Origin of the sequence: Aeromonas sp. 603607 (genome assembly GCF_049171595.1) — a bacterium.
GTDB lineage: Bacteria > Pseudomonadota > Gammaproteobacteria > Enterobacterales > Aeromonadaceae > Aeromonas > Aeromonas veronii.
Genome location: NZ_JAAKOV010000016.1, coordinates 22846 through 40494, shown reverse-complemented (window position 1 = coordinate 40494; position 17649 = coordinate 22846). Strand labels below are relative to the sequence as shown.

At 57.9% G+C, this 17649-nt stretch carries 16 protein-coding genes; 5 read left to right on the top strand and 11 right to left on the bottom strand.

Going from position 1 to position 17649, the window contains the following annotated elements:
* Nucleotides 1–15 precede the first annotated feature (15 nt).
* On the top strand, nucleotides 16–1269 hold the full coding sequence (icd, locus tag G5315_RS15325) for an NADP-dependent isocitrate dehydrogenase (protein WP_421231049.1): 1254 nt from the start codon (nucleotides 16–18) through the stop codon (nucleotides 1267–1269).
* Between the two features lie 72 nt (nucleotides 1270–1341).
* On the opposite strand, the gene G5315_RS15320 is transcribed toward icd, so the two are convergent.
* From G5315_RS15320 to G5315_RS15305, 4 genes are all read right to left on the bottom strand, one after another.
* Nucleotides 1342–1518 (bottom strand): hypothetical protein, encoded by a 177-nt coding sequence (locus G5315_RS15320; RefSeq protein WP_005337712.1) that lies wholly within the window; start codon nucleotides 1516–1518, stop codon nucleotides 1342–1344.
* 497 nt (nucleotides 1519–2015) lie between these two features.
* A complete protein-coding gene (locus tag G5315_RS15315) occupies nucleotides 2016–2192 on the bottom strand; it encodes a hypothetical protein (protein WP_005347176.1) in 177 nt (58 codons plus the stop codon).
* A 279-nt stretch (nucleotides 2193–2471) separates the two neighbouring features.
* Entirely contained in the window at nucleotides 2472–2921 is a 450-nt protein-coding gene (locus G5315_RS15310) for a C40 family peptidase (RefSeq protein WP_216953259.1), read from the bottom strand.
* A gap of 193 nt (nucleotides 2922–3114) precedes the next feature.
* Entirely contained in the window at nucleotides 3115–4023 is a 909-nt protein-coding gene (locus tag G5315_RS15305; protein WP_216953260.1) for a hydrogen peroxide-inducible genes activator, read from the bottom strand.
* 146 nt (nucleotides 4024–4169) lie between these two features.
* On the opposite strand from G5315_RS15305, the gene G5315_RS15300 reads away from it, so the two are divergent.
* Nucleotides 4170–4772 (top strand): peroxiredoxin C, encoded by a 603-nt coding sequence (locus G5315_RS15300; protein WP_216953261.1) that lies wholly within the window; start codon nucleotides 4170–4172, stop codon nucleotides 4770–4772.
* 181 nt (nucleotides 4773–4953) lie between these two features.
* Here the strand turns inward: G5315_RS15300 and G5315_RS15295 are convergent, their stop codons facing one another.
* From G5315_RS15295 to G5315_RS15270, 6 genes are all read right to left on the bottom strand, one after another.
* On the bottom strand, nucleotides 4954–5919 hold the full coding sequence (locus G5315_RS15295; RefSeq protein WP_421333297.1) for an alpha-L-glutamate ligase-like protein: 966 nt from the start codon (nucleotides 5917–5919) through the stop codon (nucleotides 4954–4956).
* Nucleotides 5920–5922: 3 nt separating this feature from the next.
* Nucleotides 5923–7461, bottom strand: coding sequence for an inactive transglutaminase family protein (locus tag G5315_RS15290; RefSeq protein WP_265773592.1), 1539 nt, complete (start codon nucleotides 7459–7461; stop codon nucleotides 5923–5925).
* Nucleotides 7462–7464: 3 nt separating this feature from the next.
* Nucleotides 7465–8253 (bottom strand): ATP-dependent zinc protease, encoded by a 789-nt coding sequence (locus G5315_RS15285; RefSeq protein ID WP_005337698.1) that lies wholly within the window; start codon nucleotides 8251–8253, stop codon nucleotides 7465–7467.
* Nucleotides 8254–8305: 52 nt separating this feature from the next.
* The gene (gene cmoB / locus G5315_RS15280; protein ID WP_013723597.1) at nucleotides 8306–9283 is read right to left on the bottom strand and encodes a tRNA 5-methoxyuridine(34)/uridine 5-oxyacetic acid(34) synthase CmoB; all 978 of its coding nucleotides are present in this window, start codon (nucleotides 9281–9283) and stop codon (nucleotides 8306–8308) included.
* On the bottom strand, nucleotides 9280–10026 hold the full coding sequence (gene cmoA / locus G5315_RS15275; RefSeq protein ID WP_421333296.1) for a carboxy-S-adenosyl-L-methionine synthase CmoA: 747 nt from the start codon (nucleotides 10024–10026) through the stop codon (nucleotides 9280–9282). The genes cmoB and cmoA overlap by 4 nt, the downstream gene beginning before the upstream one ends.
* Before the next feature lie 275 nt (nucleotides 10027–10301).
* Complete coding sequence (locus tag G5315_RS15270; protein ID WP_421324809.1) at nucleotides 10302–11150, bottom strand: DUF72 domain-containing protein; 849 nt, start codon at nucleotides 11148–11150, stop codon at nucleotides 10302–10304.
* A 162-nt stretch (nucleotides 11151–11312) separates the two neighbouring features.
* On the opposite strand from G5315_RS15270, the gene G5315_RS15265 reads away from it, so the two are divergent.
* From G5315_RS15265 to G5315_RS15255, 3 genes are all read left to right on the top strand, one after another.
* A complete protein-coding gene (locus tag G5315_RS15265) occupies nucleotides 11313–11564 on the top strand; it encodes an FmdB family zinc ribbon protein (RefSeq protein WP_005337686.1) in 252 nt (83 codons plus the stop codon).
* A 32-nt stretch (nucleotides 11565–11596) separates the two neighbouring features.
* Nucleotides 11597–13363, top strand: coding sequence for an aspartate--tRNA ligase (aspS, locus tag G5315_RS15260; protein ID WP_043821337.1), 1767 nt, complete (start codon nucleotides 11597–11599; stop codon nucleotides 13361–13363).
* Between the two features lie 102 nt (nucleotides 13364–13465).
* The gene (locus tag G5315_RS15255; RefSeq protein WP_005337681.1) at nucleotides 13466–14206 is read left to right on the top strand and encodes a YebC/PmpR family DNA-binding transcriptional regulator; all 741 of its coding nucleotides are present in this window, start codon (nucleotides 13466–13468) and stop codon (nucleotides 14204–14206) included.
* Between the two features lie 521 nt (nucleotides 14207–14727).
* On the opposite strand, the gene adhE is transcribed toward G5315_RS15255, so the two are convergent.
* Entirely contained in the window at nucleotides 14728–17394 is a 2667-nt protein-coding gene (gene adhE, locus G5315_RS15250; RefSeq protein WP_106844015.1) for a bifunctional acetaldehyde-CoA/alcohol dehydrogenase, read from the bottom strand.
* Between the last annotated feature and the right edge of the window lie 255 nt (nucleotides 17395–17649).

Sequence of the window (17649 nt, the reverse complement as noted above, 5' to 3'; positions counted from 1 at the left end):
AGTTAGGAGATGCCGATGGAAAGCAAAGTAGTAATCCCGACCCAGGGTCAGAAAATCACAGTCGATGCCAACGGCAAGCTGCAGGTTCCCAACCATCCGATCATTCCGTTTATTGAAGGGGATGGCATCGGTGTTGACGTAACCCCTGCCATGTTGAATGTGGTGAATGCTGCGGTCGAGAAAGCCTACAAGGGCGAGCGCAAGATCGCCTGGATGGAGATCTACACCGGCGAGAAATCGACTCATGTCTATGGCGAAGGTGCCTGGCTGCCGGCCGAAACCCTGGATTTCATTCGTGAATATTGCGTGGCCATCAAGGGCCCGCTGACTACTCCGGTCGGTGGCGGTATTCGCTCTCTCAACGTAGCCCTGCGTCAGGAGCTGGATCTCTACATCTGCCTGCGTCCGGTACGTTACTACGACGGCACCCCGAGCCCGGTGAAACGTCCTGATCTGACCGACATGGTGATCTTCCGCGAAAACGCCGAAGACATCTACGCCGGCATCGAATGGAAGGCCGACAGTGCCGAAGCGAACAAGGTGATCGCCTTCCTGCAAAACGAGATGGGCGTGAAGAAAATTCGTTTCCCCGAATCCTGCGGGATCGGCATCAAGCCGATGTCCAAGGCCGGTACCGAGCGTCTGGTTCGTGCCGCCATCGAGTATGCCATCGACAACGATCGTGACTCCGTGACTCTGGTGCACAAGGGCAACATCATGAAGTTCACCGAAGGTGCCTTCAAGGATTGGGGTTATGCCCTGGCCCAGAACGAGTACGGTGCCAAACTGATTGACGGCGGCCCCTGGTGCTCCTTCAAGAACCCGAAAACCGGCAAGACCATCGTCATCAAGGATGTCATCGCCGACGCCTTCCTGCAGCAGATCCTGCTGCGTCCGGCCGAGTATGACGTCATCGCCTGTATGAACCTCAACGGTGACTACATCTCCGATGCGCTGGCTGCTCAGGTGGGCGGTATCGGTATCGCGCCGGGTGCCAACATCGGTGATGGCGTGGCTCTGTTCGAGGCAACTCACGGTACTGCACCGAAATATGCCGGTCAGGACAAGGTCAACCCGGGCTCGCTGATCCTCTCCGCCGAGATGATGCTGCGCCACATGGGCTGGGTCGAAGCGGCCGATCTCATCATCAAGGGGATGGAAGCGGCGATCCGCAACAAGACCGTCACCTATGACTTCGAGCGTCTGATGGAAGGGGCCACCCTGCGCTCCTGTTCCCAGTTTGCTCAGGACATGATCGACCAGATGTAATCTGCTGCTTGCCAGAGACGCAAAACCGGCGCCATGTGCGCCGGTTTTTTTATCGCGAAAGAGTGCAGGGGCTTATTGCGCCTGCTCTACGTGTTGCTGATAGCGTTGCTGCCATTTGCTGGTTTCTGCTTCATCACCCTGGGCCTTCCAGAAGGCGCAGATGGTGTTGGCAAGTTCCGAAGCCATCGCGTGATCTCCGTCACGTCGGCTCATCAGATAATCTCCCAGCCAGCTTTGATATTGTTTCATTACCCGATCTCCTTATCTCATGTGCCCTTGAAGGTGCCCACCTTGACGGGAGCCTGTCGGCTCATCTTGGGGGGAACATCATCAGGCATGATGGTGCAAAGTCACGACCCGGGCAGAGAGCCCGATGGGCAATCTGGCGGCGAACGTGACGCGAGATGTCAAAAAATGAGCGCCATTTTAGCACAAACTGACCAACTTGGGGAAATTGTCGCCATGGATTGCGACAGAACTGCCCATCCCCTTGTTCTCAAAACAGAAAACCCGCCGTGAGGGCACGCTTGGTTTGGATGAAACCCGGGGAAACAGGGTGGGGAACCCTGTTGTGTCCGGTTGCATCGACGAGCTCGACACTTGGTTCTGGATGAGCACTGTCATGGACTCAAGAAATGGTAGAGGGGGACATGCAAAAGGGCGTTATGCGGGAACTGGCTATGCGCGAAGCAATAGGGGGCAGCCTTGCTGCCAACAGATGGCTGGCAGCAAGGTGACGGTCGGGATCAGGTGGTCTTTTCCAGATGGTTCTGGTAAATCTGCTGCCACTTGTCCAGTTCGGTTTCATCTCCCTGTTGTTGCCAGAACTCGCAGATGGAACTCGCCATCTCGCATGCCATGGCGTGGTCGCCGTCACGGCGACTCATCAGGTATTGCCCCAGCCAGTTTTGATACTGTTTCATTGGATGATCTCCTTATCTATTTAACCCTTGATACTGCTGCTGTGAGCCACCCGTCCGGCAGTGCTGTCACAGCCACTTTCGCTGCTTCGCTTATTGTCAATCAGGACAGATAGCGTATGAGAAAAGCGCGAAAGTGCTAAAAATTGGCCACCACCTTATCACAAAATGGTATGAAAGGCAGGTTTTGGGGCCAATTGAGTTTTCAGTGCAGGGGATTATCTCGACCTGGCGACCGGGATTGACGGAGTCCAGCAGTATAACGGGCAGGTGTTTGAACCTTTACTGGGTTACCCGACGGGCTTGCCAATAGCGGCTGTTCCAGTAGACATTGTCGAGTCTCGAACGGATTACACCCTTGCTCGTGGAGGCGTGGATAAACTCGCCGGCACCGGTATAGACCCCCACATGGTACTGCTGCCAGCCGGTTTTGAAGAAGACCAGATCCCCGTGTTGCAGCCGGTAGCGATCCACCGGTTTGCCGATACTGGCCTGGGATTCGGTGGTTCTTGGCAAGTTGACTCCCAGCACCTGATTGTAGGCGAGCTGGGTGAAGGCGGAGCAGTCGAGTCCGGCGCGGTTGGTGCCGCCCATCCGGTAGGGGACGCCACGCCACTGCTGGTAGAAACCGTCAAAGGCACTGCTCTGCTGGCGGGGCGGCGGTGGCTCTGGCGTGCTGGAGCAGGCGGCCAGCAGCAGGGTCAGCAGGGATAGCATCAGCTTGCGGTACATCGGAGAGCTCTCCACAACGGGGTCTACCAATAGAGACGTCTGTTAACCGCCACCCCGGACAGAATATGGTGACGGCCGCCAGTGGCGTGACAACTTTTCCATCATAAACAGGGATCTGGCTTGATACCTAGTCCCGAAAGGAGAAAATGCGGCAAGTGAGCGAAAAACGCCAGCCTGCGGCTGGCATTCAGGGTCAGTGGGCGGGATTGATCAGTGGGGTAAGCAATTCGGCCAGCTTATAGAAGGTTTGCACCCGGGTGGTACTGGGACGCCAAACCATGCCGATCTCGCGATAGGATTTTTCCCCCGGCAGGGGAATGGCGACCAGATCCGAATTGGCAAGAATGCCGGCGTCGATGGCCATCTGAGGCAGGAAGGTAGTGCCAAGTCCCGCCTCGACCATCTGCACCAGAGTGTGCAGGCTGGTGGCGGCAAAGGGATTGATCTTGCTCTTGTCCCGCAGACGGCAAGCGCTCACTGCGTGCTCGGTGAGGCAGTGCTCCCGCTCCAGCAGGAAGATGCTCTGGTTTGGCAGCTCCTTGTAGTCGAACGGGGTGTGCAGACCGGCCGCCATGCTGGCGGGCATCACCATGTGGAACGGATCCTGGCCGACGGTCTTGCAGTGAAAACCACCGATCTCGATGGGGAGAGCGAGGATCAGCAAGTCGAGCTGACCCTGTTCCAGCTGCTTAAGCAGATTGCTGGTGGTGTCTTCCCGCAGTAACAATTCGAGGTCAGGATAGGTTTTGCTGCATACTTTCAGCAGTTTGCTGAGCAGGAAGGGGGCGATGGTGGGAATACAGCCCAGACGCACGGTCCCCTGCATCACACCACCCTGGTGTTGACCTAGTTCCATCAGATCTCGCGCATCGGAGAGCAAATTGCGAGCGCGCTCGACGATTTCCATGCCGACCGGGGTCATAATGAAGCTCTTGTGGTCCCGCTCCACCAGTTGCAGGTTCATCATCTCTTCCAGCGTCTGGATCCCGGTACTCAGGGTCGACTGGCTGACATGACAGGCCTTGGCGGCGCGGTTGAAGTTCTTGTGCTCGTCGAGAGCGACCAGATATTGCAGCTGTTTGAGGCTGGGCCAACGTTGCATAGGAAAATCCGATTAATGCTATCTATTTAATTTGATTTAACTAATCTACCACCGGGTCTATAATTTGTCGCTTGAATTAGACGGACTAGGCTCTTGGTAGCCCAATCCTGACTGGATTGTTCACTTCACTTAAAGAGGAATTGAATATGGTATTGGTAGGCCGTCCCGCACCCGATTTTACCGCCGCAGCCGTTCTGGGTAATGGCGAGATCGTTGATTCGTTCACCCTCTCATCCCACATCAAAGGCAAGGCAGCCGTCCTGTTCTTCTATCCGCTCGACTTCACCTTCGTCTGCCCGTCCGAGCTGATTGCTTTCGATCACCGTCTGGAAGAGTTCAACAAGCGTGGCGTGGAAGTGATCGGTGTTTCCATCGATTCCGAGTTCTCTCACAACGCCTGGCGCAACACCAAGATCGAAGACGGTGGCATCGGCCCAGTCAAGTACCCCTTGGTTGCCGACATCAAGCACGAGATCTGCAAAGCCTATGATGTCGAGCACCCGGAAGCCGGTGTGGCGTTCCGTGGCTCCTTCCTGATCGACAAAAACGGTGTTGTTCGTCACCAGGTAGTCAACGATCTGCCGCTGGGTCGCAACATCGACGAGATGCTGCGCATGGTGGATGCCCTGCAGTTCCACGAAGAGCACGGCGAAGTGTGCCCGGCTCAGTGGGAGAAAGGCAAGAAAGGCATGACCGCCTCCCCGGATGGCGTTGCCAAGTATCTGTCCGAGAACGCTGCTTCCCTGTAATCGGGTCTGCGTGCCGGATAGTGAAAAACCGATGCCCAGGCATCGGTTTTTTTATGGCCGTTGTTTGGCTGTCTGGTTCTGTCCCATTGCTCGGCAGGATTGTCGTTGCCGGCAGCGCGCCGATAAACGGCAGTCATAAAAAAGCGCGCCCTTTGGCGCGCTTTTGACATGGGGGGCGGGACTACTCGTCAAAGATACCGAAGTGTTCTTTGGCAAAGTTGACCCGCTGCGCCACGCTCATCTTGACCTGTCCCAGCTTCTCGATGGTCTTGAGGTTGGGCACCAGGCCACGACCGTTGGCGATTTGAATGGCCAGACCCGGGCGGGCGTTGAGCTCCAGCAGCATGGGGCCGCGGAACTTGTCCAGCACCATGTCGGTACCGATATAGCCCAGACCAGACATCTCGTAACAGGAGGCGGCCAGGGTGAGCAGGGTATCCCAGTGGGGTACCTTGAGCTCATAGAGGTCGAGGCCGGTATCCGGGTGGTGTCGCAGCGGATTGCCAAACTGCACCGCCCGCAGCGCGCGGCCGGTACGCAGGCACAGACCCACCCCAACGGCGCCCTGGTGCAGGTTCGCCTTGCCATCGGAGGCCGAGGTGGAGAGGCGCATCATCGCCATCACCGGGAAGCCTTTGAAGATGATCACCCGGGCATCGGGCACCCCTTCGAACGAGTAGCCGTCGAATACGTCATCGAAGTTGATAAGGCCTTCGACCAGCGCTACGTCTGGCTTGCCACCAAGCGAATAGAGCCCCGCCAGAATGTTGGAGACATGGCGCTCCAGATCCTGGCCGTTGCAGGCGCTGCCGTTGGGTTTGTAGAAGAGACCATCTTCCTGACGGAGGATCACTAGGATCCCCTTGCCGCCAGAGCCACGGGCCGGCTTGATGCAGAAGCCCGGCCAATCTTTCACCAGCTCGGTGATGCGACCTACATCGTGCTGGGCACGGATGGTGCCGATCAGCTCAGGCACCGTCACGCCTGCATCCAGCGCAATTTGCTTGGTCTGCAGCTTGTCATCCACCAGCGGATAGAGGCTGCGCGGATTGTAGCGGCTGATGTAGGAGTGGTTGCGCTTGTTCATGCCGAGGATGCCTGATTGGGACAGGCTCCACGGGGTGGTGTATTTTTCCCAGAACCACATCGGTTACTTGTCCTTACCCGGGGTGACGCCAGATTTCATCTCGTCCACCAGCGGCTTGAAGCGCTTCAGTTCGCTCAGCTTGTAGCCGGTGTAGTTACCCATCAACAGCACGGTCGCCATCAGCACCAGCTGCAGGCCGAGGAAGTTGAAGGTGAGGTGACGAATGAGCTCGTTATCCATGGCCAGATAGGCGATGACGGCAACCAGCAGAGAGCCACCACCCTGGCGGAACACCTCTTTCGGGCCCTCTTCTTCCCACAGGATGGACATCCGTTCGATGGTCCAGGAGAGGATGATCATCGGGAAGAAGGTGATCTTCATGCCGTCGGTCAGCCCCAGCTTGAAGGCGAACGCGGAGAAGATACCGATCATCGAGATAACCATGATGATGATGGCCGATATTCGGGCGACCAGCAGCAGGTTGAGCCGTGACAGATAGGAGCGGATCACCAGACCTGTGCCGACGATCAGCAGGAAGCCGATGAGGCCGGTGACCAGTGAGGTCTGGATAAAGGCGACCGCGATCAGCACCGGCATAAAGGTACCGGAGGTCTTGATCCCCACCAGAACCCGCAGGAATACCACCATCAGCACGCCAATCGGGATCAGCAGCAAGCCCTTGAACAGGGTCTGCTCTTCCAGCGGCAGGCTGTGGATGGAGAAGTTCATCATCTCTGATTTTTCGAACTTCTGCGCCAGTGCCACGCTGACCGGCTGTTCCTGTTCGATCATCGAGAAGCTGACCCGGGAGTTGTGACCACCGGTCACGTCCAGCAGGGCGCCGGAGTTGTATTCCCACAGCAGCAGGTTGGCCGGACGACCCTGTTCACCGGTTTGCGGGTTGAACAGCTTGTAGTCGGTCGGGCTGTTGAATACCTGCAGGTAATCCACCAGCTCCTGACGACGGCGGCCATCTTCCAGATTCAGGGCATGCACCACGCGGGTGGGGACGTCAGCATTGTTGAGCAGCTCGGCGATCAGGTTGGCGCGGCTCTTGTGCTTTTTCAGCAGCTCGGCGTTCTGCTCCTGCTTCTCGATCTCCTTGATGATCTCGCGCGTCAGGGTGTAGCCGTCGGCGGAGCGCTCCTGCGCCCGCTCGAGGATCTGCTTCATCGCGGTGGCATAAGGCTCACTCTCGATCTGCTTCTCGATGGCAGGCGGCTGCGGATTGGCGGCCGGTTTGGCATGGGCATCCGCCATCATGTCGACGCGGTAGTAGAGCTCCTGACGGCCGGAGGCGGTGCGGATGGACCACTCGGCGCGGGCATCGCCATCTTTCTCGACAAAGGAGAGGCCGTAGCCGGGGCTGGCGGCGTTCTCGTTCATCAGGGTGAAACCGGGCTGGGTGCCCGGGATGGCCAGAGAGGCGATCACCGGCTCACCGGTCGCCTCAAACTCCAGCTTGGCTTCGATGGACCAGATCTGGCGCTTTTCACCGGGCGTCAGCGGCACATCCAACGCGATATGGTGATAGATCGTCATCCCCAGGCCGACAATGTACAGCAGGGCTACCAGCAAATAGAACGGCTTACGGGAAACCATGGATTATTTCACATCCTTGAGCTTGGGTTTGGGTTGGATATATTCGCGGGCCACATCAACCACGGCGATGTCTTTCAAAAATTCGCGACCCAGCAGCACAGGGAAGGTCATGTCGCTACGGTCTTTCAGGGTAAATTCGGCTTTCTCGGTCATGTCGCCAATGCGCACGGCCAGACGCACTACCGGACGGCGGTCCAGATCGTCGGCAGAGGCCTGACGCACCCGCACATGGCGCACCAGCGGCGCTTCGATCTGGATCTTGTCGTCCACTTCCTGATGGCTCAGGAAGAAGCGCACCCAGTTTTTGCCGTTGCGCTCGAAAATGGTGATCTCCTGCGCACTGATGGAGGAGGTGGTCGCACCGGTATCGACCCGCGCCTGGAAGGCGTCGTTGGCCGCATCAACCCAGATCCACTCGGCTTCACCGACCATCAGCTTGCCATCGATGGTGTGACCCTGATTGGGGGCCGGGCACTTCTCGGTGGGGATGGCCATCGGCTTGGGCGGCTCGGAGGGGAGGGTGGCGAGCTTGTGGTCTACTTGCTTGACGGACTCTTTCATATTGGTGACATCTGTGTTGAGCTGAACCAGCAGGTGCTGTTGCTGCACATACTGCTTCTGTTGCTGTTCCATGGATGTTTGCAGGCGCTGCTCGCTCTGGCTCAGCTCGCTACGAAGCTCGGCCAGCGTCAGGGCAGGAACCTGAGGCGCTTTTTCCATATTGACACACCCGCCGAGACTAAGCAGGGAGAGCAGGGTCATTCCTTTTAATTTGCTTTTCATGTCATTCATTTAACTGTGCTTCCTGGAATTGGGTCAGTGTAACTTCCACAGCCGCCATCGGCTAGTCTTTGGCCTTTCTGGCAATCAGTACGGCACGTTTCGGTGCCGGATGTCCTTCTACCGTGAGTGCCGGATTGTCTGGGTCCAGATAGTCACTCAGGGATTCATTAATCATCCAGTCGGTACGACGCTGTTCGTCGGTGCTGGTCATATTTTCATCGACAATCCGCACGTCGGTGAAGCCGCAACGCTCGACCCACAGCTTGAGGGCGCGGCTTGAGGGAATAAACCAGACGTTGCGCATCTTGCCGTAGCGGTCGGTGGGCATCAGCACGTCGTTGACCCCGCCGTCAATCACCAGCGTTTCCAGCACCAGCTCGCCATCGTCTTTCAATTGATTGCGCAGCTGTTCGATGTGCTCGATGGGGGATTTGCGGTGATAGAGCACCCCCATGGAGAAGACGGTGTCAAAGGCACGCAGTTCCGGCAGTTCCTGAATGCCGAGCGGCAGCAGGTGGGCGCGCTGATCATTGCCTGCGAAGTGGCGAATGGCCTCGAACTGGCAGAGGAACAGCGGGCTAGGGTCGATACCGACCGCCAGCTTGGCCCCTTCACCCACCATGCGCCAGAGGTGGTAGCCGCTGCCGCAGCCCACATCCAGCACGTAACGGCCTTCGAGCGGGCTGATATGGGGCAGCACCCGATCCCACTTCCAGTCAGAGCGCCACTCGGTATCGATATGGATGCCGTGTACGGTGAACGGCCCTTTGCGCCAGGGCATGAAGTGGCGCAGCAGGCTCTCGACCTTCTTGCGCTCCCCTTCGCCAAGGCTCTCGGCTGAGCCAATCTCGACCCGGCTTTTCAGCTCGATGTTGCCGGGGGAGACCACCGGCAGCTTGTTGAGGGCGCGATTCCAGCGCGGCAGATCGCCATGCTGGTTGTCATGTTGCCAGGCATGCAGCTGGGCGGGCAGGGTATGCAGCCAGTGGCTCAGCCGGTTTTTGGCAATCAGTTGATAGAAATTGGCAAAGTCGATCATGGCTGGGCGTCGCTGGATTTGATGGCAATCATGGAGCCGAAGTTGAAGCACTGGAACCAGAGATCCTGATGGACGAAACCGGCATCCCGCAGGCGTGCCTGATGCACCGGCAGGCTGTCGGTGCGCATCACGTTCTCAAGGGCAGTGCGTTTCTGGCTGATCTCCAGCTCGCTGTAGCCATTGGCCCGCTTGAAGTCGAGATGCAGATCGATGAGCAGCTCGTTGACCGGTTCATCTTCGAAGCGGAACTTTTCGCTCAGGATCAGGATCCCGCCCGGGCGCAGCCCATCGTGAATACGCTGGATCAGGGCGGCCCGTTTCTCTGGCTCGACAAATTGCAGGGTGAAGTTGAGCACCACCACGGAGGCGTTCTCGATCTCGATGTCGCAGATATCCGCCTCTACCAGCTCCACCGGCACCTCGGATTTGAAACCGGAGAGGTGGGCGCGGGCGCGTTCGATCATCGGGTGGGAGAGATCCACCGCGGTAATGCGGCAGCCGGGCTGGCCGACATGGCGACGCATCGCCTGGGTCGCGGCGCCCAGTGAGCAGCCGAGATCATAGAGTCGGCTCTCGGGTTGGGCGTAGCGGGCGGCCATCATGCCGATGGCAGAGATGATGTTGCTGTAACCCGGCACCGAGCGCTGGATCATATCGGGGAATACGTCGACGACCTGTTCGTCAAAACAGAAGTCGCCCAATCGGGCGATCGGGGCGGCAAAAATTTGGTCTTTGGTCTGCATGCTGGCGCAACCTGACAGTCGGGACATCACCCGGCTGTATTGTTCAATTGAGTCGTTGGGTGACACCCATCAGAGTAGATTTATCACCTGTTTACGAACGGGGTGGCTGGTCGTGAAATCCTTTGGACCGTTCCTGTTCGTACGGGCCATGTTCCGGACCCTTACTTGGGGCGGTAGTGTAGAGGATTGATGGCCGTTTGTCTTGACGCCAGGGCTTGCCACGCCACAAAAAAGCACTTTTTTTGCAGCGAAACGATGGCTGCAGAATGGGTTGGCTAAAAGCGCAGCACTCCCTGCCGTGCGCGATCGTTTTCCCCCGGCCAGGGGGCCATCTCCTGCTCCAGCAAGCGGGTGATCTGGCGGGCCAGCTCAGGGGCCTGGGCGTTGTCGGCAGTATGTATATAGAGGTAGAGATCTTTCCCCTCCGCGAGCCACTGGCGCCAGTGGGGGAGCCAGCTGGGCAGGAAGGGGTGGTTGGCCGCCGGATCCGGCAGGCCAATCAGGCGCACCATGGGGGCGTTGGCGGTGGCCAGCAGATGCACCGGCAGGCGCGGTTTCTTGCCCTGGGCATCGACAAGGGCTGGCGTGGTTGCTTGCACCGAGAAGAGTGGCCGGCTGTCGAGCATCACCCGGTTCACACCCTGTTCCATCAGCAGCCGGTTCAATGCCCGCTCGGCCTCCCCCTTGGCGAAAAAGTCGGGGTGACGCACCTCGAGGGCGTAGCGAAACGCCCGTGGCAGCCGATCGATGAAGGCCGCCAGTCTGGCCAGCCCCTGTGGCCCGAAGCGGGCGGGCAGCTGCAGGGTGAGCAGCCCCAGCTTGTCGTGTAGTGGCGCAAGCAGCTTGATAAAGTCGGCGACTTGTTTGTCTGCGCTCACCAGATCGCTCTGGTGGCTGATGGTTTGCGGAAACTTGAAGTTGAAACGAAAGTGATCGGGCACCGCATCGGCCCAGCGCTGTACCGTATCCGGTGTCGGCAGGGCGTAGAAGGTGGTGTTACCCTCCACCGAGTTGAAGACGGCCGCGTAGTGGGCGAGGTGTTCGGCAGGCTTGGCGCCAAGGCCCAGCAACTGGCCGGGCCAGCTGGGGTGGGACCACTGTGGCAGGCCCAAATAGAGGCTCATGATGGCTATTCTCTTCGCTCTAGGTGCATTCGTGCCGATTTTTTGCCCGCTTTTTGCCATCGAGTGCAAAAAACTGGCGAAAGGAGGCTGCTGGCCATTTTACCCAAAAGGGGGTTTTCCTCTATAATGCCAGCCCTTTTGTTTTTCAATTTCTTGTGACCCATGCCTATCTACGAATATCGTTGCGACGTCTGTGGCCATGAATTGGCAAAACTGCAAAAGCTTTCCGATGCCCCCCTGACCGACTGTCCGGCCTGTAGCAAGCCGAATCTGGTCAAGCTGATATCGGCGGCAGGCTTCCGGCTCAAGGGAACCGGATGGTACGAGACTGATTTCAAACCGGGTAAGAAAAAGAATCTGGCCAGCTGTGAGACAGACGGTGCTTGCCAGTCGTGCCCGGCGGCCCAAGGTTAACCGTCTCTCTACAATTTCGAAGGAAGAAGTCCATGCGCTCTATCTATTGCGGACAGGTCAATGAGGCCCATGCCGGGCAGACCATTACATTGTGCGGTTGGGTCCATCGTCGTCGTGATCTCGGCGGTCTGATCTTTATCGACATGCGCGATCGCGAAGGGATCGTGCAGGTGTTCTTCGATCCGGACAAACCGGAAGCGTTCGCCCTGGCCTCCGAGCTGCGCGGCGAGTTCTGCATCCAGGTGACAGGTGTAGTGCGCACCCGTCCCGAGTCCCAGCGCAACAGCGACATGGCCACCGGTGCCATCGAAGTGTTCGCTCACGAGCTCAACATCATCAACCGTGCCGAGCCGCTGCCGCTGGACTTCAACCAGGTCAACAGCGAAGAGATCAGCCTCAAGTATCGCTACCTGGATCTGCGTCGCCCCGAGATGGCCAAGTACCTGAAGACCCGCGCCAAGGCCAGTGCCTTCGTGCGCCGCTTCATGGACGAGCACGGTTTCCTCGATATCGAGACCCCGATGCTGACCAAGGCCACCCCGGAAGGTGCCCGTGACTATCTGGTGCCGAGCCGCGTGCACAAGGGCAAGTTCTACGCCCTGCCGCAATCGCCCCAGCTGTTCAAGCAGCTGCTGATGATGTCCGGCTTCGACCGTTACTACCAGATCGTCAAGTGCTTCCGTGACGAAGACCTGCGTGCCGACCGCCAGCCGGAATTCACCCAGATCGACGTGGAGACCTCCTTCATGACTGCACCGCAGGTGCGTGAAGTGATGGAAGAGATGATCCGCAAACTGTGGCTGCACATCCTGAACGTGGATCTGGGCGACTTCCCGATCATGACCTTCGACGAAGCCATGCGTCGCTATGGCTCCGACAAGCCGGACCTGCGTCTGCCGATGGAGCTGGTCGATGTGGCAGACCTCTTGACTGCTGTCGAGTTCGCCGTGTTCGCGGGCCCCGCCAACGATCCGAAAGGCCGTGTGGCTGCCCTGAAAGTCCCGGGCGGTGCCGAGCTCTCTCGCAAGCAGATCGACGAATACACCAAGTTTGTCGGCATCTACGGTGCCAAGGGCCTGGCCTGGATGAAGGTCAACGAAGCGGCCAATGGTATCGAAGGCGTGCAGTCTCCGGTTGCCAAGTTCCTCTCTGACGAGATCGTGCGCGAGATCCTGGCTCGTACCGGCGCTGCCGACGGCGACATCATCTTCTTTGGCGCTGACAGCAAGAAAGTGGTCTGCGATGCCATGGGCGCCCTGCGTCTGAAAGTGGGTCGCGATCTGGGCCTGCTGGAGAACAGCTGGAAACCTCTGTGGGTCATCGACTTCCCGATGTTCGAGGAAGATGGTGAAGGTGGTCTGGCCGCCATGCACCACCCGTTCACCGCGCCGAGCAACATGAGCCCGGCCGAGCTGAAAGCCAACCCTGTGGGGGCTTACGCCAACGCCTACGACATGGTGATCAACGGCTACGAAGTGGGTGGCGGCTCTGTCCGTATCCACAACAGCGAGATGCAATCCACCGTGTTCGATATCCTGGGTATCACCCCGGCCGAGCAGCGCCTGAAGTTTGGCTTCCTGCTGGATGCCCTGAAGTACGGCACCCCGCCGCACGCCGGTCTGGCCTTCGGTCTGGACCGTCTCAGCATGCTGCTGACCGGCACCGAAAACATTCGGGACGTCATCGCCTTCCCGAAAACGACCGCGGCCGCCTGTCTGATGACAGACGCCCCCAGCCTTGCCAATGCCGCCCAACTGGGTGAGCTGGCGATTGCAACCACCGTCAAGGGCGACGAGTAAGCCGATACCGGCACCGGAGGCCGCCGCCGTGCGGCCTCTGTGTTTCCCTTGGGTTAGTCATGATCAGTGTTACTGACATTTAAAAAATAACGGAGAGTCTCTATGGCAGGTCACAGTAAATGGGCCAACATCAAACACCGCAAGGCCGCTCAGGACGCCAAGCGTGGCAAGATCTTCACCAAACTGATCCGCGAAATCACTACCTCCGCGCGTCTGGGTGATGCCGATCCCGCCAACAACCCGCGTCTGCGTGCTGCGGTGACTGCCGCCCTGACCAACAACATGACCCGCGACACCATCAACCGTGCCATTCAGCGTGGCGCCGGTGGTGGCGATGGCGAACAGCTCGAGACCATCGTATACGAAGGTTACGGCCCGGCTGGTTCTGCCGTAATGGTAGAGTGCCTGACCGACAACCGTAACCGTACCGTAGCCGAAGTGCGTCACGCCTTCAGCAAGTGCGGTGGCAACCTGGGCACCGACGGCTCCGTTGCCTATCTGTTCAGCAAGAAAGGTCTGCTGACCTTCGTTGGGGTAGACGAAGATGCCCTGATGGATGCCGCGCTGGAAGCGGGCGCCGATGACGTGGTGACTGAAGAGGATGGCACTATCGAGGTGTACACTACCCCGAACGACTTCGGTACTGTGCTGGATGGTCTGGAAGCTGCCGGCTTCAAGGCCCAGAGCGCCGAAGTGACCATGATCCCCTCCACCGAAGCGGAGCTGGATGCCGAGACCGCGCCCAAGCTGATGCGTCTGATCGACATGCTGGAAGATCTGGACGACGTACAAGAGGTGTATCACAACGGCTCCATCTCCGATGAAGTCGCTGCGACCCTCTGATCGCTGAATCGTGCTCTCCCGATGGCAGCCAGATGGCTGCCATTTTTTTATCTTTGCATCGTGGCAACTGCTGATTGATGTGTCGGTTGATCAACCGGTGCAACAACTCTCTTCACTGACAGTCTTCTCCGCTTTCTCTGCGAATTATCATTGCTCTGTCCCTGCTGCCCTGCACGTACGCCAGTCGGCAGTTCTGCTGCGTTGCGTTAGCGAGGCTCCGCTTATCCTGTTTATCACACCTTTAGCTCTGTAGATGACGTTGACTGTTCACATCTGCCCGTCAGGGTAATTCGTTGCGGGTAGGGGATAGGAGGTGATGGGGCGTGCTCTTGTTATCAGAGGGGACCATCAATACAGAGTCACAGGTTGGGATATCGATAGCGGATTGGCTGGGGCGAGTTGGTTGGTTGGGAAGTTAGGGGCTTGCACTACCGCAATCGGCTGGAGAGAGGAGCTCTGTGATAAGTGGCAGATAAAAAAAGCCCGCGCAGTGCGCGGGCTTGTTATCTCAGGACTGGTTATCAGGCCTTGGATTTCTTCTTGCCTTCAACCTTGGCTTCAACCGGGGCAGCAGTTACCGGAGCGGCTTCGGTGAACGGACGACCGTAGTAGGAGTCCAGCAGCACCTGCTTCAGCTCGCTGATCAGCGGGTAGCGCGGGTTGGCGCCGGTGCACTGGTCATCGAAAGCTTCGATAGCCAGCTGGTCAACCTTGGCCAGGAAGTCAGCTTCAGTCACGCCAGCTTCGCGGATAGAGGCCGGGATACCCAGGGTAGCCTTCAGCTCGTCCAGCCAGGTCAGCAGCTTCTCGATCTTGGCGGCGGTGCGGTCACCGGCAGCAGTCAGACCCAGGTGGTCAGCGACTTCGGCGTAACGACGACGAGCCTGCGGGCGGTCGTACTGGGAGAACGCAGTCTGCTTGGTCGGGTTGTCGTTTGCGTTGTAGCGGATGACGTTGCTGATCAGCAGGGCGTTAGCCAGACCGTGCGGAATGTGGAACTCGGCACCCAGTTTGTGAGCCATGGAGTGGCACACACCCAGGAAGGCGTTGGCGAACGCGATACCGGCGATGGTGGCAGCATTGTGCACCTTCTCACGAGCGATCGGGTCGTTGGCACCGTTCTGGTAGCTGGACGGCAGATACTCTTTCAGCATTTTCAGGGCTTGCAGTGCCTGGCCGTCGGAGTACTCGTTAGCCAGTACGGAAACATAGGCTTCCATGGCGTGAGTCACGGCATCGATACCACCGAAGGCACACAGGGACTTCGGCATACCCATGACCAGGTTGGCATCAACGATGGCCATGTTCGGGGTCAGCTCGTAGTCAGCCAGCGGATACTTCTGACCAGACACTTCATCGGTTACTACCGCAAACGGAGTGACTTCAGAGCCGGTACCGGAAGTGGTGGTGATACAGACCAGTTCGGCCTTCACGCCCATTTTCGGGAACTTGTAGATACGCTTGCGGATGTCCATGAAGCGCATGGCCAGATCTTCGAACGCAGTGTTCGGGTGCTCGTACATCACCCACATGATCTTGGCCGCATCCATCGGTGAACCACCGCCCAGCGCCAGGATAACGTCCGGTTTAAAGGAGTTGGCCATCTCGGCACCCTTGCGAACCACAGCCAGGGTCGGGTCAGCTTCTACTTCGTAGAACACTTCCACTTCCATATTCTGTGCTTTCAGCAGGCTGACCAGTTCATCGGCGTAGCCGTTGTTGAACAGGAAGCGGTCGGTCACGACCATGGCACGCTTTTTACCTTCCAGGTCGCTCAGAGCGATCGGCAGGGAACCACGACGGAAGTAGATGGATTTCGGAAGTTTGTGCCACAGCATGTTTTCTGCCCGTTTTGCGACTGTCTTCTTGTTGATCAGGTGCTTCGGACCCACGTTTTCGGAGATGGAGTTACCGCTCCAGGAGCCGCAACCCAGGGTCAGGGACGGAGCCATTGCGAAGTTGTACAGGTCACCGATACCGCCTTGGGTAGACGGAGTGTTGATCAGGATACGCGCGGTCTTCATCTTGTCGCCGAAGTACTTGATGCGGTCAGCGTTGCGGTCCTGGTCGGTGTACAGACCGGAGGTGTGGCCGATACCACCGATGTTGACCATGTCACAGGCCATATCAACGGCGTTTTCGAAGCTGCTAGCACGGAACATACCGAGCAGCGGGGACAATTTCTCGTGAGCAAACTCATCTTCTGCACACAGCTTGACGCCTTCACCGATCAGGATCTTGGTATCAGCCGGTACAGTCACGCCTGCCATCTCGGCAATCTTGGTGGCTGGTTGGCCAACGATGTTGGCGTTCAGGGCACCGTTGATCAGGATGACTTTACGTACCTTGTCAGCATCTTCTTTGGAGAGCACGTGGCCCTTGTGGGATGCAAAGCGCTCTTTAACCTGGTCGTAGATGGCATCAACAACGATGACCGCCTGCTCGGAAGCACAGACCACGCCGTTATCGAAAGTCTTGGACATCAGGATGGAGGCAACCGCACGCTTCACGTCGGCAGTTTCGTCGATAACGATAGGTACGTTACCGGCACCCACACCGATAGCAGGCTTACCGGAGGAGTAGGCTGCTTTCACCATGCCCGGGCCACCGGTGGCCAGGATCAGGTTGATGTCGTCGTGCTTCATCAGGGCGTTGGAGAGCTCAACAGACGGTTGGTCGATCCAGCCGATGATGTCTTTCGGCGCACCAGCGGCAACAGCGGCATCCAGTACCAGCTTGGCAGCGGTATTGGTGGAGTTCTTGGCACGGGGGTGCGGGGAGAAGATGATGGCGTTGCGGGTCTTGAGCGCGATCATGGATTTGAAGATCGCAGTGGAGGTCGGGTTGGTGGTCGGAACGATACCACAGATGATACCTACCGGCTCGGCGATGGTGATGGTACCCATCTGATCATCTTCGCTCAGAATGCCGCAGGTCTTCTCGTCTTTGTACTTGTTGTAGATGTATTCGGAGGCGAAGTGGTTCTTGATAACCTTGTCTTCGATGATACCCATACCGGATTCTTCCACGGCCATCTGGGCCAGGGGGATACGGGCGTTGTTGGCGGCCAGGGCGGCGGCACGGAAGATCTTGTCTACCTGCTCTTGAGAGAAGCTGGCGAATTCACGCTGGGCTTCCTTAACGCGGGCGACCAGTGCATCCAGTTCAGCCAAATTGGTTACTGCCATGTTTATCTCCTGATTATTTGAAAACTGTTTAGTAAGACGTTGGCAATGCCCGGCAATTATAGTCGCCCTGTCAAGACGGTATCGTTGCAACAGCTTTTTCACATGCCTTACTAAATCGCTTTCTGAGTCGATTATAGAGCGGGGCTGACTCAGAAAAACTTGATCTGGATCATGTGTAACAAAAGAACAAAAGAAATTTTATTTCACAATCCTTGTTTGACTGATGTTATCGGAATGTGCATCAAAGGGAAAGGT